The sequence below is a fragment of the Terrirubrum flagellatum genome (genome assembly GCF_022059845.1).
Classification (GTDB): domain Bacteria; phylum Pseudomonadota; class Alphaproteobacteria; order Rhizobiales; family Beijerinckiaceae; genus Terrirubrum; species Terrirubrum flagellatum.
Genome location: NZ_CP091851.1, coordinates 4,141,667 through 4,167,613 on the forward strand (window position 1 = coordinate 4,141,667; position 25,947 = coordinate 4,167,613).

Consider the following 25,947-nt stretch of genomic DNA (forward strand, 5'->3'; position numbering starts at 1 on the left):
TTGAACATGAAGCAGCGCACAATTATTTTTGACCTTGACGGCACGTTAGTTGATACGGCCCCCGACCTGATTGTCGCCATTAACAAAACATTGGTCGCTGCTGGACACCGGGAGATCACTCCTTCAGTTTTACGGCCCGCCATGAGCTTCGGCGCGCGCAGGATGGTCGAAGTTGGGCTCGCGTGGCAAGGCGTCTCGGTCGACTCCGGCATTGTAGATTCCTTGACGAGCGCCCTCTTGGCCCACTACGCGGACAACGTTGCGGTCGAAAGTCAGCCTTATCCATACGTCCGAGAGGTCCTCGTTGAGCTTAGCGAGCGTGACGCGATTCTTTGCGTTTGCACGAACAAAATGGAAAGCCTGTCACGTCAGCTCCTCGCCGCGTTGCACCTTGAGCATCACTTCAAGGCAATCTGCGGGCGTGACAGTCTATTGGTTTCAAAGCCACACCCGGGACATTTGATTGGAACGGTGGAGCGCGCGGGCGGCATTCTCCAACGCTCCATTATGATCGGTGACAGCGAAGTCGACATCGCCACAGCAAAGGCAGCTTGCGTACCCGTTGTAGCAATCGAGCATGGCTACTCAGACAAACCGCTAGCTCAGCTGCTTCCTGACGCGCTGATCTCAGACTTCAGTCAGCTTCTTGCTGCAATCGATGCAATAGGCTGACATCTCACCCGTGCGGCCCTCTATAACGGCTATCGCTCCACGTTCTAACGATGATCAACACCGGTCGACGCCATTTACTGTTTTCATCAAGCTGGAGACTTCTTCAGCGCGCTGGCTATGCTTGGGGGCCTAGCTCCGCTCAATCGGAATAGCGTCAAACTCAACTTCAGCGCAATGGCCAACGCGACATCAATACCCTTGACTTGTCACGCGTATTACCTGCATGCCCTTCCGGACACGGAAAGTCTCCACTCCAAGTAGGGATTACCGAAATGCGGCGTAACATCAAGACGGCAAGCGCAACAACGTCTAAATATGTGATGTTTAACGCCTCAGAGATCGATTGCCATCTCCGGAGCAGTTTCGAGGGGCAATACAGCTTGCAGGGGACGTTTGCGTGACTGCTGGTCAAATTGCGGTCGAGTGGTATTCCGCCGGTCGGTTGGTGTGGCGCAAGCTGCTCGATCGCCTGGTCCAAGCACCCTCTAATGGCGTCACACTTTTTTTTCTAGCGCTCTCAGCATTATTTTCGATATTCTCTTTTATTCTTTGGCGCAACGCCCTGAGCGATCTGGCTGCAGTCTCGGCGTCGGATGGCAGAGTTGAGAGGCTAAAATATTTCTATTGGATAAATAGCTATTATTTTCCGAGTCATAAATTCACAATCGTCGCATTCGCTATTGCGAGTGCGACGCTCGGCTTAGCAGTTTTTGCAAGCGCTTTTCTGAAGTCAAAAATAGCGCGCTACGGCGACAGCTTCAAGCGAAGCTTTGCGAAATTCTCTATTTCCTTGTTAGCGCTGAATGTCGCCTACGCGCTCCTCGTCTTGCTTAAGTTCAGACCGTCCCCTGTGAACTTGGCGCTGCTGCAGATTTGCGTCATGGTCGCGGTAGCATTTCCACTGATCCAGCGTGAGAGTATTCGCGTACACGTCCGCGAGCGAACACTCGCAAAAATACTGTTTGGCGTATCCGGAGTCCAATTTATTGGCATATGTGCGTTTTTCGCCTTCGGAATGATGCCTATCGTATCGGACTACTTGCAGCTTCCATCGTCACTGTATGTTCAAAAACAAAAAGGCGCCGACAAGGAGCTAGTAGATTCAATTTCCTTTATCAATGACAATTTGCTCTGGGGCAATCATCACCTGCCCGACCCGCGCAAGAATCCGAATTCGGATCCAGATTGCCTTCCAGGAAATTACCTCAGTCTTCCGCAGACCGCTCCACTCAAGAACTTCGTTCTTGAAAACCATTATACCTTTTATCTCCACCATCCCCAAGGAACGCTTTGCTTCGTGGGTCGTCTGTCGCCCCAGAACATCAAAGATCTCAGCGACCTATTTCCCGATCACGCAAATCACATCAACGAAGTCGCAGCGCAGAACGCAACAGTCTGGCGTAACTACTATGCCCAGCCGTTAACCCCCGCCGCCGAGGATTTTTCCAGGCGCGAGCGCGTGCACTTCGTAAATTTCATTCACGACCTGGAGCAAGTCTTTCATCATCATTTTCAATTTTTGAATCCTATGAAGGAATTCTACCTTGGCCGGAAGATAAGCGAGATAAATTCGCCATACGGCCTTGCCTATGTTCCTATGACATATTTGGCCAGCATTGGAGGGAAGCTAACGTTCAACAGCTATGTATTTGTGTCATTCGCTTTCTATGCGGCCTATTTCGCGCTGTGGGTCGCGACCGTCCATTACCTCTACAGAGACTGGACCTCCACGGCGTTTGTGTCAGCTGTCTACGTCGGCTGCTTCGTGGGCTTGGGGCTGACAACGTTGTCATCGGGGCTTGGTTATGGGCCCATGCGGCATGGGTTGGATATTCTCGCCTTCCTTTGCCTCGCGTTGTATTTTAGGAGAAGCAATCCTCCACTGTTGCTATTGGCTGCTGCTCTTGCGCTTGCCAACGTCTTTGCAGATCGATTCCTGGGAGCTTTCTGCCCCTTGGCGCTGGCTTGCACACTCGTCTTGCGCGGAGCGATGCACGCGGGGCGAAGGCCCATTTTCGAGATGGCATTGGGCGTCGTCGTAGCGATTGCGATTGCATTCGAATTTGTCTTTGTGGGCGCGATCATCGCGCCCAATCCGTATGCCGCTCAATTTTTTGACGGCGTCTGGGGATTTCCAATATCCGCCGTTAGCGTGGCGACAAGCATCCTCTTTGTGAGCCTTGGGCTGGGAGTGTCACTTCGGTCGATTTTTGTTGCTCCCGCAGACCGCAAGTGGTTGGCAATATATTTGTTTGTTCTCGTTTTGCTGTTCACGCTTTACTGGCTCATTTTGCCGAATTATGGCCATCTCTATAAAGTTATTTCCGTCGCCGCGCTCGCCATCGCTGTCCTGTGGCGTGAATGTATTTCTGAAGCCATCGCCTCGTTGAAAGTTAAACGAGCTGTCGCGTTCTCGCTTCTTGCTCTGGGCGCCTTTTGGTACGTGAATGGAAGTCGGTTTTTCGCATCCACCACGTTGGAGACAGCATATCATCTACGCGCGAGTCGTCTCTTCCAATGGAATTTCGACGCGATAAAGGTGAGCTCAACAATAGAGCCGAGCATGTTGACGGAAGCGACGCAGCTCATCGAAACGTATAGTCAGGATTCCAAATATGTTTCGATCTTGTCTGAGTTTGATAACCTGCTGCTGTTCCTTGCGGGCCGTGTTAGCGAAATGCCGCACTTCGAAGTGCCAACTTTCCTGAACGGACCCGACCACTTGGCCAAAGTCGTCGAGGACATTAAAGTCAGAAAACCGCGCTATATTTTTGTTGATAGCTGCATACAGTGCAGTGCCGTTCCTTATCGACTGACTCGCATCGTTCCGTTTCTTCATCCGAGTTACCTAGAGCGCACTGTTGAAAAGGTCGACCGACTTCAGCAATTACGATCGGCATTTGCCGCAATCGAGAATGAATATGAGCCGGTGCCACAGGCTCAGGGAAGAATAATTAGCGTTTATCGCCGGATCGACAAAGTTGCGAGCGATCGCAAACCTTGATCGTGCGTTTCTTGACGGCAAGGTCAGCGCTATTGACGCGATTTGATGCAAAACGAGCTATTGACCGCTTGGCGGCGATTGCCGCTGTGGAGTTACAGCGAGCGGTTTCGGTCCGGCCTGATGCAACAAGCTCCGGCTGAGCTAATGAACGCGCATGACATAAGATGTGCGCCCGAATTTCCCGCCGGTCATAAGTAAGGTCCGGCTTCGGCTTGGCTCTCTGGGGAAAGCAGGCTCGCAAACACCAACATCGCAAGACCGTCGAGGCTCGAATGGAGCCTCGCGGCCTTATAATCGATCCGCTATGCTTGACGATACTGTGCGCTTTCGACGGAAATCGAAACACGTGCTCATTCGGGTATTCGGTATTCATCCGACTAAGACCGCGGCTGTTTGAGTCCTTTGGTGAGGGCGGTGGTTTAACTGACCTTGGTGCGCTTGATCGCTGTTTTACGTGACCACCTTTTAGCGAGCGCTTCGAGCGCGGCGGCATGAACTGCGACATTGATGTCGTTGGGATCGAATGGCGCGCCGAGCCATTCAACGGATTCAGTATGGCGCTCATGTTTCGGATCAGCGATCGCCTCCACGAGCTCGCCATATCCCCAGGGTCCGCCGACGTCTTCGGGCGGACAACGACCTTTGGCGTCGATGAGGCGCGGATAGAGAACGCCCGGCATGGCGTCGACGATCCGCTCAATTTTGATCGTGTGCTCCCACCCGTCGCCGAAGTCATAGAGATATCGCAAGGTCTTCACGCCGACATCTTCGAGCACGTCGATGAGCTTAATCTTGCGCGCATCGAGCGGGCCGTCGCCCCAACTTGGATCGGGAATGCCCCAGCCGACATCGCCGGCGCGGATTTCATAGAGATGGCTGTTGGTCCAACCCATGGCGTCCTGCAATGCAAGATGCAGCCGGTCGAGACGGATTGTCACTGGAACTTCAAGGCGACGCAGAACCTGCGGCTCAACGTCGTCGAGCGTCACCTTGAGGTGGGCGATGGCGTCAGTCATGCCGCCAGCTTACGGCGCTCCTGATCCATCGCCCAGCGCCATGGCAATAATTCGCACAGCCGATTCTGCGGGATGTCGGCGATGCGCGCAAAGACATCGGCGAGCCATGCCTTCGGATCGACGTCGTTGAGGCGACAGGTCATGATGAGCGTCGCCATGACGGCGGCTCGCTCGGCTCCCCGGTCAGAGCCGGCGAACAACCAGGCTTTTCTTCCAAGGGCAAAACCGCGGAGCGCCCGTTCCGCCGCGTTATTCGTCAGGCAGATTCTCCCGTCATGGACGAAGCGGGCGAAGCCGTCCCAGCGATGAAGCATGTAATCGATCGGCTTGATGACGCCGGATGAGCGCGACAGCCTGCCGCGCTGCTCGCGCAGCCATGTTTCCAATTCCGCTAGCAGCGGCGCGCTCCTCTCCTGACGGATTTGCAGACGCTCGCCTGCGCTGAGCCCGTTGATCTCGCGCTCGATCTCGAACAACAGATCGATCCGGCGCACGGCCTCCAGCGCGATCGGTGAGATCGCTGTCGCCACGCGACCGCGCCGCGCGTTTTTGTCGATGTCGGCCAGTTCGAAGAAGCCTCTTCGGCTGTGCGCCCAGCAAAAGGCTGAAGTCAGCGGCTCGACCTTGCGGCCGGGATCGAAGAGCGCGTTGAAGCCGCTATAGGCGTCGGCCTGAAGGATGCCAGCGAAGCCTCGGAGATGGCGCGACGGATGTTCGCCGCGCCGATCGCGGGAGGCGTAATAGAGCGCCGCCGGCGGGTCTCGCCGCCAAACGGACGATCGTCGCGAACATAGGTCCAGATGCGGCCCGTGTCCGTCTTGCCCTTGGCCAGGATCGGGATTTTCGTATCGTCGCCGTGCAGCCTCTCGGCGGCGAGCACATGGGCTTCGATCAGATTAAAGATCGGCACGGCGACGAACACGCCGGCGCCAACCTGATCGGCCAGCGTCGAGACCGAGAGATCGATGCCCTCACATTTGAAGCGCTGGCTCTGCCGGTTTAGCGGCAGATGCTGCCCGAACTTGTCGAACAGAATCGTCGCCAGAAGCTGCGGCCCGATATAGCCCCTCGGAGTGGCGTAAAACGGCGCCGGCGGCTGCGTGATCGTCTCGCAGTCTCGACAGGAGAACTTCTCGCGCACCGTGTCGATCACTTTGAAGCGGCGTGGGATCTCCTCCAAAGTCGAGGTGACCGTTTCGCCAAGCTTCGACAAACGGTTCGATCCGCAGCACGGACACTCCGTCGGAGCCGGAAGCACGACGCGCTCCCGCTCGATGTCGTCAGGGAACGGTTTTCGCACCGGCCGCTTGCGCTCAAACGAACGAACCCTCTGCGTTTTCGCCGCGGCTTTCTCGGCCGCGAGTTCATCCTCGGTCGCCGCCGCCTCGAGCTCCTCCAGCTGCAATTCCAGCTGATCGAGCAATCGCGCCGACCGCTCCGAACGCGTCCCGTAAATCGTCCGCCGCAGCTTCTCGATCTCAAGCTTAAGATAAGCGATCAGCGCTTCCGTGCCCGACAGTTTCGCCTGCGCGTTGGCCGTTTCGGCGACCTTCGCCTCCGCCGCGTGGCGCGCCGCGCGCTCGGCGAGGATCATCGCGTGCGCGGCGGCGAGATCAGAAGGCAGCGGTCCAGCGGTGGAGTTCACACCGCGATGGAATCACATTCGCCGCCAAATTCAACGATAAACCCTCAACCAACGCTCGTTGGTCGCCAGGTTTCTTGCGGGTTTCGCCAATCGATCCCTGACAATAGATAACTCATCTGCGCCTGTGAGATCGACACCGCGCCGTCCGCCAAAGACGGCCACAAAAAGCGCTTCTTCTCCAATTTTTCGTGAACAGGCATGCGCCCTGACCATCGTGCCAAATCACCTTCAGCAAATCGCCTCTGCGCCCGCGAAAGCAAAATAAATGACCGCTTAGCGGATCCTTGCGCAACACTTCCTGCACCTGCAGCGACAAGGACGCAAAGCCTTTTCGCATGTCGGTGTGGCCAGTCGCTAACCACACCCGTACACCCGTCGGAATCCCAATCATCGCCGATCGAGTACCGCGACGATCCGACCAAGCGCCTCGACGTCGACGCCCGTATCGACAATCACACGCCGCCCGTTCGTCAGCACGATCTCAAGCCGCGACGCGCCAGCATTCGCGTGCTCGACGGCTGGCGCGGCTTCCAACGGCGTAGCGGGCTCCTCCCCAGCGATGACTGCCGGAACAAAAGTCGTCTCGGAATCGCGCCGCTCAATGCCGAGGCCCCGACGCCATGTCACGAGCAGCGAGCGCGAGACGCCGTGACGGCGCGCCGTCGCCGACACCAACCGCGGACCGGACATGCTCTCCAGAACGATCCGCGCTTTCTCTTCATCAGACCAGCGCCGCCGCCGGCCCGTGTCCACGACCTCAAGCCGCTTGGGCGCACTGTTCGTATGGCTGGCCATACGTACTGTTCTCAACGATCAGCCCAATCATCCGCAAGGCGTCTCTCGTCGGATGCGTACGGTATTCGTCGCGCAGCCTTCCGCCGAAACGCTCGACAAACGCATTCTGCATCGGCTTCCTCGCTGCGACGTAGCGCCACGCGATGCGCACCTCCTCGACCCAATCCAGAATGGCCCGGTTTGTCGGCTACGCGCCGCGAAAGGAATCGATCATCACTGGCCGGCCTCTCTGATCATGCAAGCGGCTAAACTCGCGGATCATCCGGACGTCCGACAGCGATGCGTCGACCGCGCTAACCAGGCATTCCCGCATGAAACCGTCGACGATATTCGAGATGCAGGATCACCGAGCGCCATCGAACGTGCCCGCGCGAAGTCCAGCGACCAGCGCTCGTTGACGCTCTGCGGATCGTCAGGCGCCACATGTACAGCGCCCACTTCCAACCACCGCGTTTGCACCAAACTTGGTTTTCAACTTATAGAATTTAGTATTGCTGACGCCTTGTTTCCGGCACAGGCCCTTCTTCTTAAGGTCCGCTTCGCACTCCGCCGAGATCGCGATGATCTGCTCTTCGCCGAAGAGGCTGCACCGCACGGTCCACTTCGACGTGTCTTCGCCCCCGCCAGCGCCAACATCATCGTCAGCGGTCAGTACATTAACGGCCGCAACGATGTTCTCGCCCTCACAAATTACACGCAAGCCGGGCCAATATAAGTGATGGCTTAAAACCGCTAAAGTGATCGCCACAGTTGATTTCAACGGCGACGGAAAATCCGATATTCGACGGCAAACCTCTCCAACAATATCGTTGATTATTGAATAATGATCGATGCGCAGGACGCCTTTCACATTATAGGTCAGAGTTCGGCGACGCCCGCGTAGCGTATATGACTGTTTCATACGCGCAGTCGGTATAATGCCGAAGCCGCAATCGATAACCTGGCGTCAGATCCAGGAGACGCCGTGGCAAATCCCAAATATCTGATGCTTTGTGGTAGGCGGCGACGGCCAGAATGGGCGAGCTTCTCAAAATGTGTTTCTCGGCGCCAGCGATCGCTCGCGCCTCCTCTCCCTCGACATCGAGTTTGATAAAGTCGACGGCCTCTTGCACGACGTCATCCAGCCGAGAAATTCTCACCAGGTCAGATCGGTCGCCGTGCTCTTCCAGCTTGAATTCTGGCAAACTCAAGGTGCCGTCCGTGCCGCCAGTTCGCCGGTACGCAAGATCGTCTTGGCGGTCGGAGAGCCCGACATTGTGCACCGTAACATCCCTATACCCCGCGACGCGCTCGCGCGCTCGCTTCGCAATATCAGGGTCGATCTCAAAAGCGTGGATCGCGCCGTAGCCGGCTCCGCGCGACTTGATGTAACCTTCAACCGTGTCTCCGTCGAAAGCTCCGCCATCGACAAATACCTCGTTCGCCTTGCCCGACAGGAACGGCGCGAACCACTGGTCATGATTTTTGACGCGAACTTGCTGAAGCGAGTCGTTTGAAAGAGTCAGCCTGTGCTGAACGAGGGCGCTCAGCGTTTCCCGAGATTCTGCATCGTCGAGAAGACCATACAGCGAGACGTATCTGCAGCGATTTGCAAACAAGTCATCGATATAATCCGTTTCTGGTTCGCCCGGCCTTCTGGACACAGCATTCAATTCAGAAAGGCCAAGGAAAACTGGGTGGGCGCTCTTTTGGAGCGCTTTCTCGATCTCCGCGACTCCATTCCCAACGCCAATGACAACAACGTCTCCTGATACAACATGTTCCGGGGACCGAATCGGAACACCGTCAAGTTGACCGCCAAACCTCGACGGATTTCTGTCAAGAATCTGTTTGATCGGAATATCGGCTCGCCGCGCCGCATCCAGAGCCTGCCGCCCGATATTGCCCGCGCCATAGATGCACAGGCCACCCTCTTTCCTTATCGCTTCAAGGACAGATTTAAACCGCGCTTGATGGCGCGCTCTCACATCCGACGGGCGGAGTTGAAACAGGCTAGCGAGCGAAGAGAACGATCCCTCATCCACCGCCTTCTGGAGAGTCGCAGGATCGGGCATCCGCGCTACTCCTGCGTCATGCAATCGAAGATTCGGCGCTCCCGCATCGATCTGCACCGGCAGCACGCCCGGAATTCCCGAAACAGACAACGCTTCGTCTCGGGAATGAGAGGCGGCGACAACGATCTCTTTTTCCGCCATGCGCTCGACGGATAGTCGAAAGTCGCGGCCCCCGCGCGAATGAACGACGCGGCCTGACGAGCCGGCGCCATACGGACCGGTTTCACCAGATTCCGCTAAAATCACGACCTGCGTCACAGAGCCCTCTCAGGAATTCGCATCTCGTGCGGGTTGAAGTACAAGCGTGATCCTACGCGTGCAACAACGAACCTGAACGGCGGCGTCCGCTGCGCCCTTGGGAAAACTGCTCAATCTTCGCGCCGGTCCAGAAAACTTGCGCGTCCTCAAAAGTTTATGCGTTCCTTTTCGACGACCAAAGGAAAACGCCGCGCATATTGCAAAACCAGACCAACATATTCGCCAACAAGACCGAGCGCGGCCAAATTTATCGCCGAGAAGAAGAAGAGGCCGATAACCAGAGGAGCCTGCCCCATCGCAAATTGATTCCAATACAAAATCTTGAGGCAAAGATACACCAGGCCCATAACCAAACTCAGCACCGACCCGATTGCGCCGGCAATCGTCATAAGGCGAATTGGGACCTTCGAGTAGGTCGTCAGGGCCAACATGGACAGTTCGAGCAAGTCAAAGAAATTATGCCGCGACTTTCCATGTTTTCTCGGCGGCTGATGATAGGGCACGAACGCTTTCTCGAAGCCGATTTCCGAAACAAGGCCGCGAAAATAGGGATCGGGCTCGTCAAGGCTGCGCAAGATGTCCATGACCTGTCGGTCGAACAATCCAAAACCGATAAAATGCCGCAGCTGTTCGACCTTCGACAGCTTCTTCATCAGTTTGTAGAACAACGAGCGCCAGAGCTTGGTGAAAAAGCTTTCTTCCATACCCTCCCGCACGGCAATAACCATTTTGTATCCCCGCTCCCAGTTGTGAACGAGGTCGACGATAATTTCCGGAGGAGTCTGGAGATCGGCGACAATGGGCACAACAGCGTCGCCCGTGGCTTGCAATTTCCCGTGATAGGGAGACTTGCTTAGACCAAAATTCCTCGCATTAACGATTATTTTCACATTCGGGTCTGATTTCGCAATAGACTTCAATATCTCAACGGTCTTGTCAGTAGAACAATTGTCAATGAATAGATGTTCTCGCTTGTAATTCGGCAAGCGCTCATCGAACACTGCCTTAACTCGTTCATAACACTCGCGGATTCCAGCCTCTTCATTGTAGCATGGCGTGACGACGCTGATCGTTTTCTGAGGCGGGGCGCTCGACATTTATTGCTCTTACGGACGTCATTTGCAGGGCCGGTCTAAGCAAATTGTCATTCGGCGTCAACGCGAGCGGCGGATCGGTGAGGACGAGCCGAAGAAGGAATCACCGCTCGCCAAGACGATTTTTACTTTCGGCGAACATCCGAATACATGAATATAACTTGACGTGCAGCGGCGGTTCCCGGCGCGACCAGCCGTCTAGGCGACACGACTTGTTTCGCAAAAGCATCGCAGTCACGAGGCGATTTTTCCAGCGGAACAATTCCAGGCGCATGCGCCGTCGGCGATCCCTCAAAAAACGATCCCGACCAGTTTGGGCGCTGCCGCCGATCGGAGCTGCAGAATTTTCCACCCTGCGCGCTGGCGAGAGCCCGCACAACGCCAAAAGGAATAGACTGGAAACGCGCTTTCATGCCGTCTAGAAACGTAGAAAGTGGGCTTTGAATCCGCTTGGCCTGTTTGCTGAAACTGAAGCAGAGTTCGCTATGAAAGCAGTGATACTGGCGGGGGGTCTGGGCACCCGTCTCGCGGAAGAGACCGAGATCAAGCCGAAGCCCATGGTCGAAATCGGCGGCCGACCGATCATTTGGCATATCATGAAGATCTATAGCCATTTCGGCATCAACGATTTCATCGTATGCCTCGGCTACAAGGGATATGTGATCAAGGAGTATTTCCAGAATTATCGACTTCATCGCTCCAACGTGACGATCGATCTCGCAAAGGACGTGATCACCACTCACGAAAGCAATGTCGAGCCTTGGAAGATCACGCTCGTTGAAACCGGCGCCAATACGATGACCGGGGGGCGCATCCAACGCATACGCGACTATGTCGGCGATTCGGATTTCTGCCTGACATATGGCGATGGCGTCGCCAAAGTAGACATCGCAAAGCTAATCGAGACGCACAAAGCGCATGGGAAGGCGGCGACGGTTACGGCCGTACAGCCCCCCGGGCGGTTCGGCTCGATGGATTTGCAAGGCGACAAGGTCAGATCCTTCATGGAAAAGCCCAAGGGCGACGGAGGCTGGATCAATGGCGGCTTCTTTGTGCTGAAACCAAAGATTTTCGACTATCTGAGCGGCGACGGCACCGTCTGGGAACAGGAGCCGCTGCGTCGGCTCGCCGCAGATGGAGAGCTTGTCGCTTTCCAGCACACGGATTTCTGGCAGGCCATGGACACGTTGCGGGAAAAGCAACATCTGGAAAACCTGTGGTCCGGCGGCTCGCCGCCCTGGCGGGTGTGGAGCTGATCTCAAGTCAAGCATCAGTTCGCCGTTCAAAGCGCGACGACGCGATGAAGATGCTCGCTCAACGCGTCGCCTGGCAATGGATCGCCGCGGTCGCGGTCGGCGGCGCGTCGCTCGGCCTGCAGATCGCGCTCGCCCGGTTAATTGGGCCAATCGAATACGGGCTCTTCACGATGGCGACGTCGATCGCCACGATCGCCTTTGTCGTGCAAGGCGGCGGTTACAGACTTCTCGTGCTGCGCGAGAGCGTTCGCCGCACCGAAGGCTTTCCTTCCGTCCCGGAACTCAACGCGTTTGCGCGCGGCTACATCGCAGCCGCGACGGCCTTCCTTGTAGCGCTCGCATTGGCGGGCGGCCGGATGCTTATCGCCTCGATGTCGGCGACGGCGGCGATCGCTATCGCAGCGAACGCGCCCCGCCTGATCGCCAACCTCCTGTCGGCCGAGCTTCTGGCGCGGGAGCGCCTGTCAGAAGACGCACGCTGGCAAATGTTCAGCAGACTCATTCCCTTCGCAGCCATGATCGCGGCGGCCGCAGCCGGTTCGGGCGCGAATGGCGTCCTTTTCGCGTTGCTTGCAGTTCAGACCGCCGTGCTCGCCTGGCGTCCGGTGGGAACAGCTGGCTTCCATATCGCTTTTGGCGGGCGGCGAGCGACGTGGGCCGCGGTTCACGGCATCGTTCTCATCGATCTGTTCACTCAATTGTACAATCGACAATCCGTTTTCGTTCTTTACGCCGTTCACGCGGATCTCGCCGATATCGGGCGCTTTGGGCTCATGCAGCGCTTGCTCGAATCCTACATCACGCTGCTATCGCCCCTGGTTACGCTCTTCGGCAACGCTGTGCGCCTCCAAGGTTTTCGTTCCGCCGTGTTCAGTCGGCTTTCCGCGAATATCCTGACGACTGCAGCGACGCTCGTTGGCATGGCTGCATGCGCATATGTGTTAGCCGGGCCTGATCTCCTGGAGTGGTTGTTTGGTTTCAACTATCGCGCCGCGGCGCCGCTCGCGCCTTGGCTCCTCGGCGCGGCGATATTCATGGCTCCGAATTTCATGCTGGGACAGGCAATGATCGCGAAGAACCAGGAATGGGCCTTCGCAGCAATCGTGGCGTGCGTCACCGCGGCCAACGCGCTGCTGACGTGGGTGCTTGCGTCGCGACACGGGTCGATAGGCGCATCGCAGGCGATGCTCGCCACCGAAATCCTGCTGTTTCTATTATTGGCCGGCTGGTTCTGGCTTCGGCGCGAAACTGTCGACACCATCGCGACGGCGGAGTTCCCGGCCCGCTCATCGGAGTGATGAGAGCGGTCCCGATCGGACCTGTTCGCGATCGCGCCGAGAGCCCGGCGTTCAGGCGCCAACGTGAATCAGCTGATCCAACAGAGCAGCGATAGTGAGCGCGATCGTTTCGGCGCCGTCGGTTCGCAGAGGCCCCGACGTTTGTTTGGCTGACAATCTCGCATGAGCTTCGATGAGTTCATGTGCACTCAATGAAGGTAGAGGCGTCTGTGTAGTCTCAAAACGCCCGTGGCGCTGATGCCATTCGCTCGTCGCGCTTGTTTCCGGCCAGTCGTCTCGCGGCAAAAGCAATGTCGGCGCGCCGGCGCAGGCCGCCTCGGTGACAATGCCATAGCCCGGTTTCGCGACGATGAGATCGACCGACCGAACGAGATCCACGAAGGGTAATCCGGCCTCCTCGAAGGAGATCCAGGCCGGGCGGCCAGCCCAGATTCTGGGGCCGACGCAGAGGATGTTGCGTGCATCGGCGGCGGAAAAGGACGGGGGCGGCTGTCTCTCGCCGTCGGTGAAAGAGAAAGCGATCGCTATTTGCTCTGGCCCAAGCCCCAGGCGCGCCCTGAGCTCCCGCCGCCGGTCGGCGCCTACGGAAACGACAAGAGAATCAACAGGCGTCGTCTCGAACTCGCCCATGGCCGTGCCGGGAACCAATCGCAGAAACGCGTCGCAGCGGCGATAGCACGCTTCCATCTCGATAAGAACGGGTCCGACGCCGGGCTCGTTCGCACAATAATGGCGCACCACATCTCGCCAATTGATCGATGAGAAGGCGAGATTGCGCAGGCCCGCGCGTTGCGCGGCCGCCAGCGACAGGTAGCCCACATTGGCGACGACCATATCGACGCGTGCGGTCAGCATCTTCGCTGCCAGCGCGTCGACCGCGCGATCGAAGCGGGCGTGAAGCTCGACATAGCGACGCGCGGTCGCCGGCCGATCGACCACGAAAGACGTGGCCATGACGAGCCCGAAATCATCCTCAGATCGCTGATAGCTAAAGGGCGCGGCGATCCGCCGTTGAAGAATCTCCCGATCAAGACCCGTGCGAACGGTTAGATCGCAGGCAGGGCGACGCGTCGCGAATTGCTCGATCACGGGGCCAGCCTGCGCAAGATGGCCAAGCCCATGAGCGCTGATGTCGAACAAGATATGCATCTCGCGGCCTTCCGCGGCCGTTGCGACCTTCGGGCGCGTCAGGCGCGTGCGCGCTCCGACGCCGGATCCAGCGGAACCAGCATGTTGGACTTCAGCTCATCGAGCGAGAGGAGCGGCGTCATGTCCTCAAGCGGCATCGACAGGATCGACCCGTCAGGCTGCGGAAGCGCCGACGACTTGGGTTGCAGGATCTCGTCGTTCTTGAGGTGTACATTGCAAAGGATCGGTCCGCTCACATGCGCGAGCGTCTTCCTGACCGCATCGCGCAACTCGGCCGCATCGCGCACGGTGATGGCCGGAATTCCATGCACTTCTGCGAGCTTGGCGATATCGGGGAAACTCAGCCGCGCCTCAGGACCCGTGCCGACATAGCGGCCGTCGAAGTAGTTGCGCTGCGTATTCCGGATCGAAGCGTAACCGTTGTTGTTGAAGATGAAGAGTCTGACCGGCAGTTTCTGGGCTGCGATGGTGGACAGCTCCTGCACGTTCATCATGAGACTGCCATCGCTCTCGACCGCGACAAACGGCTTGCGATCATTGGCGACGCCGGCGCCGATTAGTGCAGGCAATCCATAGCCCATCGCGCCAAGGCCCGATGTCAAAAAGATGCGCTGGCCGGATTTGACCGTGAACGACGTATAGAAAATCTCGACGGCCAACCCTGAACTGCCAGTGACGATCAGAGTGTCCTTCGGGATTTCGTCGGAAAGCACGCTGGTCAAATGATAGTGGCTGATCTCTCCCGTCTTGGGAAATGGCGCGCCGTCGTTAACCGGGTATCGCTCCTTCCAGCGTTGACAGTGACCGAGCCATTCGCTCCGGTCGCGGAACGCCGCCTGATTCGAAATGCGAAGCATTGTCTCGATAAAGCTCTTGGCGTCCGCCTTGATCTTCAAATCGACCGCGTCGCCCAGCTTGTTCAGTTCGGCCGGATCGACATCGATCATAATCTTTTTCGCGTTGCGCCCGAACTTTTTTGGATTGTAGGCGGTCGTGACATTGTCAAGACGTGCGCCGATGGCGATCAGCAGATCGCTATTCTGCACCGCGAAGTTTGGCGCGCGCAAAGCGACTGTGCCCGGACGACCGACGCTCAGACGATGATCGGACGGAAACAGATCGCAAGCGAGCCATGTCGTTGCGACCGGAATGTTGAGGCGCTCCGCGAATTCGCGGAAAAGTTTCGCCGCGCGGCCCTGCCGCACGCCATGCCCCGCAAGCAGCAGCGGGCGCTCGGCTGCGCCCAGTAAATCGAGAACGTTGCGCGCGGCCTCGTCGAGCGATCCAGCCTCATTTTCGGTCGGCGGCGTGAACCCCTCAAGCGCGTCCGCGTCGATTGGAGCATTCTGGATGTCGAGCGGAATATCGACCCAGCACGGCGCCCTCCGCCCCTCGCGCGCAAGATGCACCGCCTTCTCCAGGTGATAGCGGATCTTCGTCGGCTCCATCACGGTCACGGCGTATTTCGTGATGGGCTTCACCATGCTGACGACGTCGACCTCCTGCGGGCCCATTTGCCTCACGCCGGTGTCGCCCTTGAGATCGGCCCGTTTCACCTGCCCTGAAATCACCAGCATCGGCGCGCTGTCGATCCAGGCGCCGGCGACGCCGGTCATCGCGTTTGTGCCGCCCGGACCCGTGGTCACCAAGGCGACGCCGATATCCTCGACGACCCGTCCATAAGCCTCCGCCGCAATCGCTGCAGCCTGCTCGTGATGATGTGCGACGTAGTCGAGTCGAGCGTGATTACCAAGCGCGTCTGCGAGAAACATGTTGCCTCCGCCCGGCACGAGAAAGATCGATTTCACGCCAAGCTTTGAGACAAAATTTGCAACGTAATCAGCAAGACGGATCGTAGCCATCAGGGCGTTTCTCGGCGGCGCTCGGCGCCGGCCAGCGCCGGCGCTCAATCTTCAGGCGAATGAACAGCAAACGGGCGACAGACGTTGGCCTACATCCAGTGGCGCAGGAATGTCTTACGTTCCTTGTTCTTTGCGATCTCGGGGTCCGTGTAGAAGCTATCGTCGACAAAATGGGTCGACGAAATCTCTTCAAAGACCGCTCCGCTCTTCGTGTCGAAGGCGTGCCGCATTCCGGGCGTAATCGTCACGACCGAGCCTGGACCGCAAATCCGCTCTGCGCCGTCCAGGACGATACGGAGCTCGCCATGGAGGACATGGAACGTCTCTTCCTTCTTGTTATGGTACTGCTCCGGATGGTTTTGGCCCGGCAACACGACGATCAGCTTCTTGCAGTAGTCGCGATTGACGACCGTCAGCATCGTGATTCCATGCTGGTCGAATTTCTCGAGCCCGTAGTGATGGGAAATCTCGAGTTCCGCCTCGCCGGGAACAACGACGTTGCTTTCTTTCAGCAGCGCCTTGACTCGATTCGCGATCGACAGGATTTCGGCGCGAACCTGCTTGTTTGACGTATTGCCCTTCAGCAGCGGCGCGCGCTCGGCGATATCCGTATCCGCGTAAAAATGCGCGTATTTGGACCAGTCGTTCGCCGTTACATGACCTTCCTGCGTGGGAATCGCAAAGAAGACGTCGCCGTCCTTGATGCGCTCGCCCTTCTTGATCGGCCGCTTGGCGAATGCGCCTCGGCGCAATGAGAATAGCGATTCGAACTCGCTTTTCGTCGGCGGCACCCGCTTACCGACCACGCCCGCGATTTCATAGGCCTTTTTCGCAGCGTCGAGCCAAGCCTTCGTTTGATCAGGGTTGGCTGAATAGTTGTTCAACGCATATTTTTCGGTCGGGATGCCAATATGCTTCTCGAAGATGGTAGCTCCCTTCGCGATGGCCATGGCGACCGGTATCGTCTCGTTCGGATCCTCATGCGTCGAATAGCCGATGCGAAGCCCCGGATATCGCTTCAACATCAGATCAATCTGATTGAGCTGCAGATTGTGGTTGGGCGTCGGATACTCGGCGACGCAGGTTTCCAGAGCAAACTCCTTCTTCCGGTTGCTCAAGAACGCAACGACGCTGTCGATGTCCTGCAACTCGATGCCCGCGGTGGACGCGATAATCGGAAGATCGGCCTTCGCCATGCGTTCGAGCAATGGCCAATCGGTGAAGGAGCAGCTCGCGACTTTCAGAACATCGAATCCGTCCTCGATGATCCGGTCAACAGACGGCTCATCGAACGGCGTGCACATCGCCAGGACTCCATGCCCTTTGATGGCGTCGACAAGGCGTTTCGTCTGCGCGCGATCCAGCCGCGTTTCCGAGAAACGCTTGATAAACTTGATATCCGTCCGGCTCTTGAAATCCGGGTGGATGAAGGTGTCCAATTCCCGATACTGGAGCTTGAATGCGAACGAGAATGGATACTTTTTCGCGAGCGTACAAAATTCGTCGATCACGCGGAGCCCATGATCGACATCGCCCATATGATTGTTCGCAAGCTCCAGAATGAAGAGCGGCGAGGGGAGAGCGCTTAGCTTCATGTTGCTCATCGTCGTTCCTTATAATCCTGATCTTTATTGTGCGCCGCGCGCGGCAAAGCTCATCCGTCGTTACGATCGGAAGAAAGCGCGCAGCTTATCCATAACGAAATCGAGATGGCTGTCGTTCAGGCCTGGGTATACGCCAATCCAGAAAGTCTGGTTCATGACGATATCTGTGTTGGTCAATTCGCCATGCACTCGATGTTCGATGTCCTTGAAGTAGGGCTGACGGAGAAGATTGCCCGCGAACAGAAGACGCGATCCGATCTTATTCTGATCAAGATAGGTCTGAAGTTCCTGGCGCGACTTCTTCAGTCCAGGACGAAGGGTAATCGGAAAACCGAACCAGGACGGCTCGCTGTTTGGCGTCGCCTCAGGCAGGATCAGAACATCGACGAGATCGGCAAGTCCCTGCTTGAGATACGCGAAATTGCGCCGACGTGCAGCGACGAAATGATCGACACGATCCATCTGCGCCAGCGCCACGGACGCCTGCATATCAGTAATCTTCAGATTATATCCGAGATGGCTGTAAGTGTATTTGTGATCGTAGCCTTCGGGCAGCGTGCCGAGCCGCCACTTGAAGCGTTTGCCACATGTGTTGTCCTGTCCGGGCTCGCAATGGCAGTCACGGCCCCAGTCCCGAATCGACTCGGCGATCTTCTTGAAAAACGGATCATTGGTGAAAACCGCTCCACCCTCACCCATCGTGATGTGGTGCGCGGGATAGAAGCTCAAGGTTCCGAGATTGCCGAAGGTGCCGACCTTCCGCCCGTCATATGTCGCGCCCAGCGCATCGCAACAATCTTCCACGACATAAAGATTGTGCTTCTTGGCGACGCGCATCACTTCGCCCAGATTGAACGGGTTCCCGAGCGTGTGCGCGATCATGATAGCGCGCGTGCGCGAGGTCACAGCGGATTCAAGATGCATCGCGTCGATGTTGTAGGTCGGGATGTCGACGTCGAGGAAGACAGGCACCGCCCCGTTCATGACCGTCGGATTGACAGTGGTCGGGAAGCCCGCAGCGACGGTGATGATCTCGTCGCCTTTCTTTATGCGCTTGTCACGAAGCTTTGGCGAGAAAAGGGTCGTCATCGCAACAAGGTTCGCGGAAGAGCCGGAATTGACGGTGATCGCGTGATTGACGCCGATGTAATCCGCGAGGCGCTTCTGGAACGCGTCGTTAAACCTTCCCGTCGTGAGCCAACCGTCCAGCGCGCTGTCGACAAGCATCCTGATTTCCGGCGCGCCGATCACCTTGCCCGATGGCGGCACAACGGTTTCGCCCGGCTTGAAAGGGCGCTGAGTGAAAGCTTCCGCGGCGTATTCTTCGACAAGCGCGAGTATCTCTTCACGCCGCTCGGACAGAGTCTTTGGTTTCCTGACGCTTTCCGCCAACTGCATCGGCCCATCCAACGGCATTAGAAAACTATATTCAGCGGCCTCAAGGCCCGAACGCCTCGATCTGGTCAAGCGTTATTTTCGCCATGCTGACGCCGCCCAGATAGGCGCGATACCAAGCCGCCGTCATCTCAAGACCCTTGTCAATTGTCCAGCGCGGACGCCAACCAAGGCGCGCCCTGGCCTTGGCGATGTCGAGCCTCAGGAGGCGGGCCTCGTGCGGCGCATCTTCGTCAAGAACATGGCGCCAGCGCGCGCCATGTCCGACATGCCGGCAAAATCTGTCCAGAATTTCGCGCACAGGCAACGCGTCTTCGTCGGCGGGGCCGAAGTTCCAGCCCTCGGAATAACGCTCCGGCTCGCTGGCGACGCGTTCCGCTAATAGCAGATATCCTGTAATTGGTTCAAGCACATGCTGCCAGGGGCGCACGGATTCAGGATTGCGGACGTTGACGGGCTCGCCAGCGGCGATGGCCCTTATCGTATCGGGAATGAGCCGGTTGACCGCCCAGTCGCCGCCGCCGATCACATTGCCCGCGCGCGCCGAGGCGAGACCGATGGTCCTGCCGGCCTTGCCGTTCATAAAGAATGAGCGTCGATAGGCCGAGGTAACGAGCTCCGCGCACCCCTTGCTATTGCTGTAGGGATCGTGGCCCCCCATGGGGTCGTTTTCACGGCATCCCCACTCCCACTCCGGATTTTCGTAGCATTTGTCGCTTGTGATCACCACAATCGTGTTCACGGACGCCGATCTGCGGGCGGCGTCCAGCACATGCGCTGTCCCCATGACATTGGTCATATAGGTTTCCAGCGGATCGACATACGATCTGCGCACGATCGGCTGCGCGGCGAGATGAAATACGATCTCAGGCGAGCTTTCTGCGTAGACCTTCTCCACCGCCGCCAGATCGCGGATGTCGCCGATCACCGATCTGGCGTCCCCGGCCACATCCGCGAGCGCAAACAGGCTCGGGCCGGACGGCGGCGACAGGGCCAAACCTGTCACTTCTGCGCCGAGAGAGCGCAGCAAAATCGTCATCCAGCCGCCTTTGAATCCGGTGTGCCCTGTCAGCAAGACGCGCTTACCGCGCCAGAAGTCCCTGTTCACTGTCACTGTGTTCAGTTGGCCCTCTGCTAGCGCCACGGCCGGGTTCGCCGCGGGCGAGCTCGTAGACAACAATTCCGACCCTGTCCACTTCCCAAACGTGGCGGAACTTGCAGCGAATCAGGCGTCTTCAATGCTTGCGCGCCCATTCGGCGGTGGAGCGAATCGCGCTAGGAAGCTTGATCCAGACGTCCGCCGCAAGCTCGGCCCGCGCCTTGCTGATCGAGGGAACATAACGCGACCGGAAACCGCCGGGCTGGGGGACGCCGCGCACTATAACTTCGCCTGCCTCCGGCACGTTTTCCTTCACGAGTAATGCGATTTCCTTGAGGCTGAGCCCTTCGTCAGATCCGATGTTATAGGCGCCGCCGGGCTTTCCCAAGACCAGCGCGCGGATCAGCCATGCCACAAGATCCGCCATATGCAGATAAGAGCGCAACGGCGAGCCATCGCCCTTGATCTCGATGTTTCGCCCCGCCACGGCGTCACCGATGAAATTGCCAATCGCGAAATGGGCGTCGAGAGGGAGGAGGGGGCCGACAAAAGCGAAACAGCGCGCGATTCGCGTGCGCATCCCGGCCGATTCGCCATAAATCGCTGAGATCAACTCCGCCATGCGCTTGGCTTCGCCATAGGCTGATCGCCGATCAAGCGGATCGCAGGCAAGGCGGCTGCTCTCCATCACCTGTTCGACATCGCCCTGGCCGCCATAGACAGCTCCCGAACTCACCAGAAGCGCTTCCTGTGCGCCACTCGCCGCTGCGGCCTCCAGCACATGCCGCGCGCCGGAAACGATAGTGTCGATGAGTTCAAGCGGAGCATTGTCAGCCGCAACAGATGTGTCGGCGGCGGCATGAATGACGTGGCTACAGCGCAAGCCCGCATAGGAAAAGCGGCGAACATCGCCTTCGATGAGCCGCACATTTTCATCCGTTGCTATCTCCGGAGTTGCGGACGCAAATGCCGCGGGCGAGCGGCTGACCAGATGGATTGTCAACCCGAGAGAGCGCGTGCGGTTGGCGTGAATCAGTGAACTGACGAGCCACCGGCCAAAAAAACCGGTGCCACCCGTGATCAGCAGCGAGCCCTTGTGAAGAGCGCGAAGCGTCGCGCCGCATCGCAAAACAGCATGCTCAAGCTCGGCCTCTGCCAGGCCGCTGAGGAAACCAGGCGGCAAATCGTCTGCTCCGTTCGAACGCGCTTCTCTCAGATGAGAGTATATTGCGGCAACGCCGCCTTGATGAACTCGTCAACCATCGTGTCCATCAGGGGCAATGGGCTTTCCTTCTCGCACCACACACGATCCGCAACCACTCGATTGCGGATATGGCGCGAAGCATGATTCCAATCCGTGATTGCGTTGACTGCAGCGTCAATCCGCTCAAGTAGCCCAAATTGATCGAACGCGCTCCGCCACCAGTCGACTATGCCGTCAAAATTCCTGAAACCAAGCTCCGGCGCATGAGCCGACAAATGCCGAATCAACAACGCCTCGCGATCAGCAATCGCGCCCCTGTATTGATTGTAGGCCGGCCGCAGGAACACCATCAGCGTTTCGCCGTGTGACAATGATGTCACTTCGAGCAGCGCGCCAGCAGCCTCATGAATGTTCCCGGTGCGGATATTCGAGATAGCGATGCCGCCCACGGCTGCGGAATAATTCAACGCGAGGAGAGTTTCGTCTGATCGGTCGTCACGACGGACGTAAGCATCAAGCGCACTCATCAGGCGGGCGATCCCATCAAGCGAAAGCATATCCCCGAACCAAGAGCGCTCGCCTCGGCAAATGAATGTTTCAAACAGGTGGACGAAGGCGTCGAAAGCCGAGATGAGCATCAGCGTCGGCGGCGCACTGCGCAAGAAGATGGGATCCACCAACACCCAATCTACCACCAAGTCCCAGCTCTTGCCATGGGTCTTCCCCTTGGTGAAAGCATCGTAAGCCACGTAGTAGCGCGAAACATCAGCGCCCGTTCCTGCGGTCGTTGGCAGTCCGATCAGCAGCGGCCTCTTCGCATCAGGCCTCCAAGGCATCCCGCGCTTGTCGCCCATCCCAACGCCATCGAACGTGCCGAAAAGCCATTCTGCGACGACGGCTTTCGCAGCGTCGACGGTCGACCCGCCGCCGATCGACACGATCGCCTCGGGCTGAAGCAACGTTCGCGCGATCTCCCGGAGACGCTGCGCTTGTGGCATCGAGCGGCACACTTCGACAAACGCCAGCCGCGCACCTAATTGCGAGCGGAGCTCGTTCATGAACGGGTGATTCTCAAACGCTGCATCGACAAACACGGCGATGCTCGCGCAATCTTCGATCAGCTCGTAGAGCTGCTGGTGACAACCCACGCCCCAAACGAATTTTGACGGGAGATAGAAACGCTTTTGCGTCGAGGTATTGAAAGCCGTTTCAATGATGCGAGACATGCGCGAACAATTTCCGCCACTACAGAGGCCAAGCGTTTCAAGGAGAGTTCAGATCAACTGTGCGAACGGGATGTGTCACAACCCACCAGGAGGTGCAAGCCGCGGCCGGAGCGACGCTGGCGACAAGCCATCGCTGGCTCATCTGAAACGCCGAGAACAGAACGATCCGCTCGGGAGAATACAGCAAGAGCCACAGCTACGGCTTTCGAAACCTGATAGAACGGAGATAAGCGCAATCAGACCACCCTACGCCGCTGGAGCGCAAACCATGGCGTCCGCTGAAAAGCTCAAGGTGCCAGACTTTGACCTCGCCCGCCCGCAGTTCGTCCCTCATCGCCGGCGCTGCCGGCAATTTCATCCGGGATGTCAAACGGCTCGAACATGCAGCATGCTGGTTGACTCGCAAAGTTGCCGCTCGATGCCCCCACGATTCAGCAAGCCTATGATTTGCTCGGTTGATTCCACGCTTCAACCGTCGGCGAAAAAACGCCGCTTCCACAGCACTCAACCATTAGCTAGATTTCTTTCGGCATTCAACTCATAGTTGTAGAATCGGGCGGATTTCTCAATTGCGCAGCGCTTGCTTCCCGGACATAGAGCGCCTCATGGTGATCTCGTCTCAGTCTCGATCATGGCTTGCGGCAACTCGGATGATTTGTTCCGAACGTTCTGGCTCTGCTCCTGGCGGTAAAATCGCGGAAAGTCGGAGCTGCTCGGCGGCGACCGCGTCGACAGGCATGAAGCCTCTGAGACTGTGCGCGCTCGCGCATTTGGAAATTTGCGGCCCAATCCCATTGGCGGGCGGCGATCGCGATAAGACGTGAATCAAATATACCCTGAACGCCGAAATCCGAGCATGCAGCGTTCTCCAGCCGCCCGGCATCTTACGATTTTTCTGAGAGCCTCGCTTGTCACCACCGCCGGCAACGCCTGCGCCTATTTGTTCCAGCTGCTGCTCGCTCGCGCGGTCAGTCCGGGTGAATTCGGCGCCGTAAACGTGCTGCTGTCGCTAGCGATGCTCATCACGGCCCCAATCGCCGCCGCACCTGCTGCAATATCCAGACTCCTGATCAATCACGGCGGCTCTCCTGAATTGTTCGCAGCGCTCGTGCAACGGATCATGGTGGCGGGAATCTGCATTGGCGGATGCGTCGTCGCACTTTATCTTCCATTTGCTGGCTTTGTGGAGCAAACCCTGCATGTCGGCTGGCTTGCCGCCTGGGTGCTAACGCCGATTTTGCTCGCTTCGATATTGCTCTACCATGTGCCTCTCGGGCTGTGGCAGGGACAGCGATCATATAATCGCCTGGCTGTTGGAGCGGCGGGAGTTCCCCTCATCCGTTTCCTGACGTTTGCGGGCGTCGTTATTGTTTTTGGAGGCGGGATTCATAGCGCCTTGCTTGCGTTGGCCGCTGGCGGCGTGGTCGTTTTCGCTATAGGCGTGTGGTCGTTTCGCAGCGCCTTGATATTAGCGAAACCCGGGCAGTTCCCAGATGCGCTTCGGGAAACGCTGCAATTCTCCATCCCTGCTGTGCTAATGAGCGTTGCGCTGCTGGGACTTACCTATATCGATCAGCCCCTCGTCCGCGCTTTCAACTCACCTGAATCGTCTGGGTTGTATGCGGCCGCGTCGACGCTCTCCAAGATCGCCTTGTTGTTGCCCGCTGCTCTTATCAATATCGTATTTCCGGAAGCCGCCAGCCTCGCTCGCAATCAAGCCGCGCCGACCGAAGAAAGTTTCAGACTCATCATGCTTGCGCTTGGAGTCACAGGAGGCATCAGCGCCAGCGCAGCGCTCGTGATGACGATCGAGCCGGAGCTTTGCCTCAGGCTGCTTGCTGGACAACCTTACGTCGCAGCCGCTCCTATTCTGCAGATCCTCGCCCCAGGTATGGCGATGCTGGCCTGTGTCTCTCTTGTCGTGACTTACGCGCTTGCGCGAGCAAATTATCTGCTGATCGTGCCGCTTGCGCTATCAACGCCGCTAATCTTTGCTGTTTGCCAATTCGTGCGTCCGGACACGCGCCAGATGGCCTGGATACTCTTTTCAGCCATCGCAATTCTTCTATGCTTTAGCATCACTTGGCTGCGGCTCACGCATCGCAGGCGCGAAGCGCCAATCGGAAAAGCCATGCGGCAATGAGGCTTTCGCGGTAGCGGGATGCGGAGGGATGGAGGGAGAGACTTGTTCAGCGTTGGCGCCGGAACGACTGGCTGGGCATACTGGAGCGTTCATGGGGGCGGCCTCCAAGTGCGCTCACGCTGGCCTCAAGAGGGAACGCATTGGCGAGTGAATTCGAAACGCGTCGAGAGACATAAATGAAAACCATTTCCGTGATCACACCGTGCTTCAATGAGGAACAGAATGTTCGCGAAGCCTGGGAAGCCGTCCGCAATATCTTTGCCGACAAGCTGCCCGACTATAGGCTCGAACATATCTTCTGCGACAATGATTCTTCTGACGGAACACTGGCGATACTAAGAGAAATCACGGCGCAGGATTCTTGCGTGAAGGCCATCGTCAACAGGCGAAACTTCGGCCCTTTGCGCAATACGTATAATGGAGTGATGGCTAGCACGGGCGATGCGGTGCTGCTGTTCCTGCCCGCCGACCTGCAGGATCCCCCGGATATGATTCCGCAGTTCGTGAAGCTCTGGGAAGACGGATACGAGATCGTCTACGGCATTCGGGCGACGCGCGAGGAAGGGCGCATCATGCGATCGGTACGCAATGCATACTACGGGCTCCTGACCCGCTTCACCGATCTTGTGGTGCCGCCTGGCGTCGGTGATTTCCAACTCGTTGATCGCCGCGTCGTCGAGGCGATGCGAGAGATCCGCGACAACTATCCGTTCATGCGCATGATGACGTTCGAGTGCGGCGGGCGCTCAATTGGAGTTCCGTACCATTGGAAAGCGCGCAAACGCGGTTTGTCAAAAAACCGGCTCTCGGCGCTCTTTGATCAGGGCATGAACGGGATCGTCTCCTTTACCGCCGCGCCCATCAGACTCAGCCTGTTCGCAGGGTTCACTCTTGCCTTGTTGAGCCTCGCCTATTCGATCGTAACCCTCATCATCAGCCTGGTCTTCTATCGAGAGCTCGCTCAACCCGGGATCATGACCCTAATCGTGGCGCTGTTCTTTTTTGGCGGAACGATGCTTTTTTTTATCGGCCTCATCGGCGAATATGTGTTGGCGACCTACGGCAGAGTGCGTGACAAGCCCGTTGTATTTGAGCGAGAGCGCATCAATTTCCAGTCATCGTCGGAGCCGCGAAGGGACCGCGCCAACTGAGGAAACCGACGCGCCGAATCTT

19 protein-coding genes and 1 pseudogene are annotated in these 25,947 nt (G+C 57.7%); 7 read left to right on the forward strand and 13 right to left on the reverse strand.

Going from position 1 to position 25,947, the window contains the following annotated elements; all coding sequences use genetic code 11:
- The first annotated feature begins 6 nt into the window (after positions 1–6).
- Both L8F45_RS19895 and L8F45_RS19900 read left to right on the forward strand, forming a co-directional pair.
- Complete coding sequence (locus tag L8F45_RS19895; RefSeq protein WP_342359596.1) at positions 7–672, forward strand: HAD hydrolase-like protein; 666 nt, start codon at positions 7–9, stop codon at positions 670–672.
- A gap of 397 nt (positions 673–1,069) precedes the next feature.
- Positions 1,070–3,676 (forward strand): hypothetical protein, encoded by a 2,607-nt coding sequence (locus L8F45_RS19900; RefSeq protein WP_342359597.1) that lies wholly within the window; start codon positions 1,070–1,072, stop codon positions 3,674–3,676.
- Between the two features lie 419 nt (positions 3,677–4,095).
- On the opposite strand, the gene L8F45_RS19905 is transcribed toward L8F45_RS19900, so the two are convergent.
- The 4 genes and pseudogenes from L8F45_RS19905 to L8F45_RS19920 form a co-directional block, all read right to left on the reverse strand.
- Positions 4,096–4,692, reverse strand: coding sequence for a plasmid pRiA4b ORF-3 family protein (locus L8F45_RS19905; protein WP_342359598.1), 597 nt, complete (start codon positions 4,690–4,692; stop codon positions 4,096–4,098).
- Positions 4,689–6,286, reverse strand: a protein-coding gene (gene tnpC, locus L8F45_RS19910; RefSeq protein WP_342363510.1) for an IS66 family transposase whose coding sequence is annotated in 2 segments (ribosomal slippage) — positions 4,689–5,452 and positions 5,452–6,286 — 1,599 coding nt in all. Because the reading frame shifts where the segments join, the coding sequence is not laid out codon by codon here. Before tnpC ends, L8F45_RS19905 begins: the two co-directional genes overlap by 4 nt.
- Positions 6,287–6,381: 95 nt before the next feature.
- Positions 6,382–6,728 (reverse strand): annotated as a pseudogene (gene tnpB, locus L8F45_RS19915) (IS66 family insertion sequence element accessory protein TnpB).
- Positions 6,725–7,027: an IS66 family insertion sequence element accessory protein TnpB gene (locus tag L8F45_RS19920; RefSeq protein WP_342359599.1), complete on the reverse strand. Its 303-nt coding sequence runs from the start codon at positions 7,025–7,027 to the stop codon at positions 6,725–6,727. Before L8F45_RS19920 ends, tnpB begins: the two are co-directional and overlap by 4 nt.
- Here L8F45_RS19920 and L8F45_RS19925 point away from each other — a divergent pair.
- Positions 7,026–7,847, forward strand: coding sequence for a hypothetical protein (locus L8F45_RS19925; protein ID WP_342359600.1), 822 nt, complete (start codon positions 7,026–7,028; stop codon positions 7,845–7,847). The genes L8F45_RS19920 and L8F45_RS19925 overlap by 2 nt on opposite strands.
- 136 nt (positions 7,848–7,983) lie before the next feature.
- Here L8F45_RS19925 and L8F45_RS19930 read toward each other — a convergent pair whose 3' ends face one another.
- Together L8F45_RS19930 and L8F45_RS19935 are read right to left on the reverse strand one after the other, a co-directional pair.
- Positions 7,984–9,444: an FkbM family methyltransferase gene (locus tag L8F45_RS19930; protein WP_342359601.1), complete on the reverse strand. Its 1,461-nt coding sequence runs from the start codon at positions 9,442–9,444 to the stop codon at positions 7,984–7,986.
- A gap of 146 nt (positions 9,445–9,590) precedes the next feature.
- Positions 9,591–10,541: a glycosyltransferase family 2 protein gene (locus tag L8F45_RS19935; protein ID WP_342359602.1), complete on the reverse strand. Its 951-nt coding sequence runs from the start codon at positions 10,539–10,541 to the stop codon at positions 9,591–9,593.
- A gap of 482 nt (positions 10,542–11,023) precedes the next feature.
- Between L8F45_RS19935 and rfbF the strand changes: the two genes are divergently transcribed.
- Together rfbF and L8F45_RS19945 are read left to right on the forward strand one after the other, a co-directional pair.
- Positions 11,024–11,794, forward strand: coding sequence for a glucose-1-phosphate cytidylyltransferase (rfbF, locus tag L8F45_RS19940; protein WP_342363511.1), 771 nt, complete (start codon positions 11,024–11,026; stop codon positions 11,792–11,794).
- A 44-nt stretch (positions 11,795–11,838) separates the two neighbouring features.
- The gene (locus tag L8F45_RS19945; protein WP_342359603.1) at positions 11,839–13,092 is read left to right on the forward strand and encodes a lipopolysaccharide biosynthesis protein; all 1,254 of its coding nucleotides are present in this window, start codon (positions 11,839–11,841) and stop codon (positions 13,090–13,092) included.
- A gap of 51 nt (positions 13,093–13,143) precedes the next feature.
- Here L8F45_RS19945 and L8F45_RS19950 read toward each other — a convergent pair whose 3' ends face one another.
- From L8F45_RS19950 to L8F45_RS19980, 7 genes are all read right to left on the reverse strand, one after another.
- The gene (locus L8F45_RS19950; protein WP_342359604.1) at positions 13,144–14,241 is read right to left on the reverse strand and encodes a hypothetical protein; all 1,098 of its coding nucleotides are present in this window, start codon (positions 14,239–14,241) and stop codon (positions 13,144–13,146) included.
- 38 nt (positions 14,242–14,279) lie between these two features.
- Entirely contained in the window at positions 14,280–16,103 is a 1,824-nt protein-coding gene (locus L8F45_RS19955) for a thiamine pyrophosphate-binding protein (RefSeq protein ID WP_342359605.1), read from the reverse strand.
- An 89-nt stretch (positions 16,104–16,192) separates the two neighbouring features.
- Positions 16,193–17,641 (reverse strand): N-acetylneuraminate synthase family protein, encoded by a 1,449-nt coding sequence (locus tag L8F45_RS19960; RefSeq protein ID WP_342359606.1) that lies wholly within the window; start codon positions 17,639–17,641, stop codon positions 16,193–16,195.
- A gap of 126 nt (positions 17,642–17,767) precedes the next feature.
- Positions 17,768–19,105 (reverse strand): lipopolysaccharide biosynthesis protein RfbH, encoded by a 1,338-nt coding sequence (rfbH, locus tag L8F45_RS19965; protein WP_342359607.1) that lies wholly within the window; start codon positions 19,103–19,105, stop codon positions 17,768–17,770.
- A gap of 40 nt (positions 19,106–19,145) precedes the next feature.
- On the reverse strand, positions 19,146–20,141 hold the full coding sequence (gene rfbG / locus L8F45_RS19970) for a CDP-glucose 4,6-dehydratase (RefSeq protein WP_342359608.1): 996 nt from the start codon (positions 20,139–20,141) through the stop codon (positions 19,146–19,148).
- A gap of 196 nt (positions 20,142–20,337) precedes the next feature.
- Positions 20,338–21,384, reverse strand: a complete 1,047-nt coding sequence (locus L8F45_RS19975) for an NAD-dependent epimerase/dehydratase family protein (RefSeq protein WP_342359609.1) — start codon at positions 21,382–21,384, stop codon at positions 20,338–20,340.
- A gap of 29 nt (positions 21,385–21,413) precedes the next feature.
- Entirely contained in the window at positions 21,414–22,631 is a 1,218-nt protein-coding gene (locus L8F45_RS19980) for an iron-containing alcohol dehydrogenase (protein ID WP_342359610.1), read from the reverse strand.
- 856 nt (positions 22,632–23,487) lie between these two features.
- On the opposite strand from L8F45_RS19980, the gene L8F45_RS19985 reads away from it, so the two are divergent.
- Both L8F45_RS19985 and L8F45_RS19990 read left to right on the forward strand, forming a co-directional pair.
- Complete coding sequence (locus L8F45_RS19985) at positions 23,488–24,774, forward strand: oligosaccharide flippase family protein (RefSeq protein ID WP_342359611.1); 1,287 nt, start codon at positions 23,488–23,490, stop codon at positions 24,772–24,774.
- Between the two features lie 176 nt (positions 24,775–24,950).
- Positions 24,951–25,925, forward strand: coding sequence for a glycosyltransferase family 2 protein (locus L8F45_RS19990; RefSeq protein WP_342359612.1), 975 nt, complete (start codon positions 24,951–24,953; stop codon positions 25,923–25,925).
- Positions 25,926–25,947: the final 22 nt, after the last annotated feature.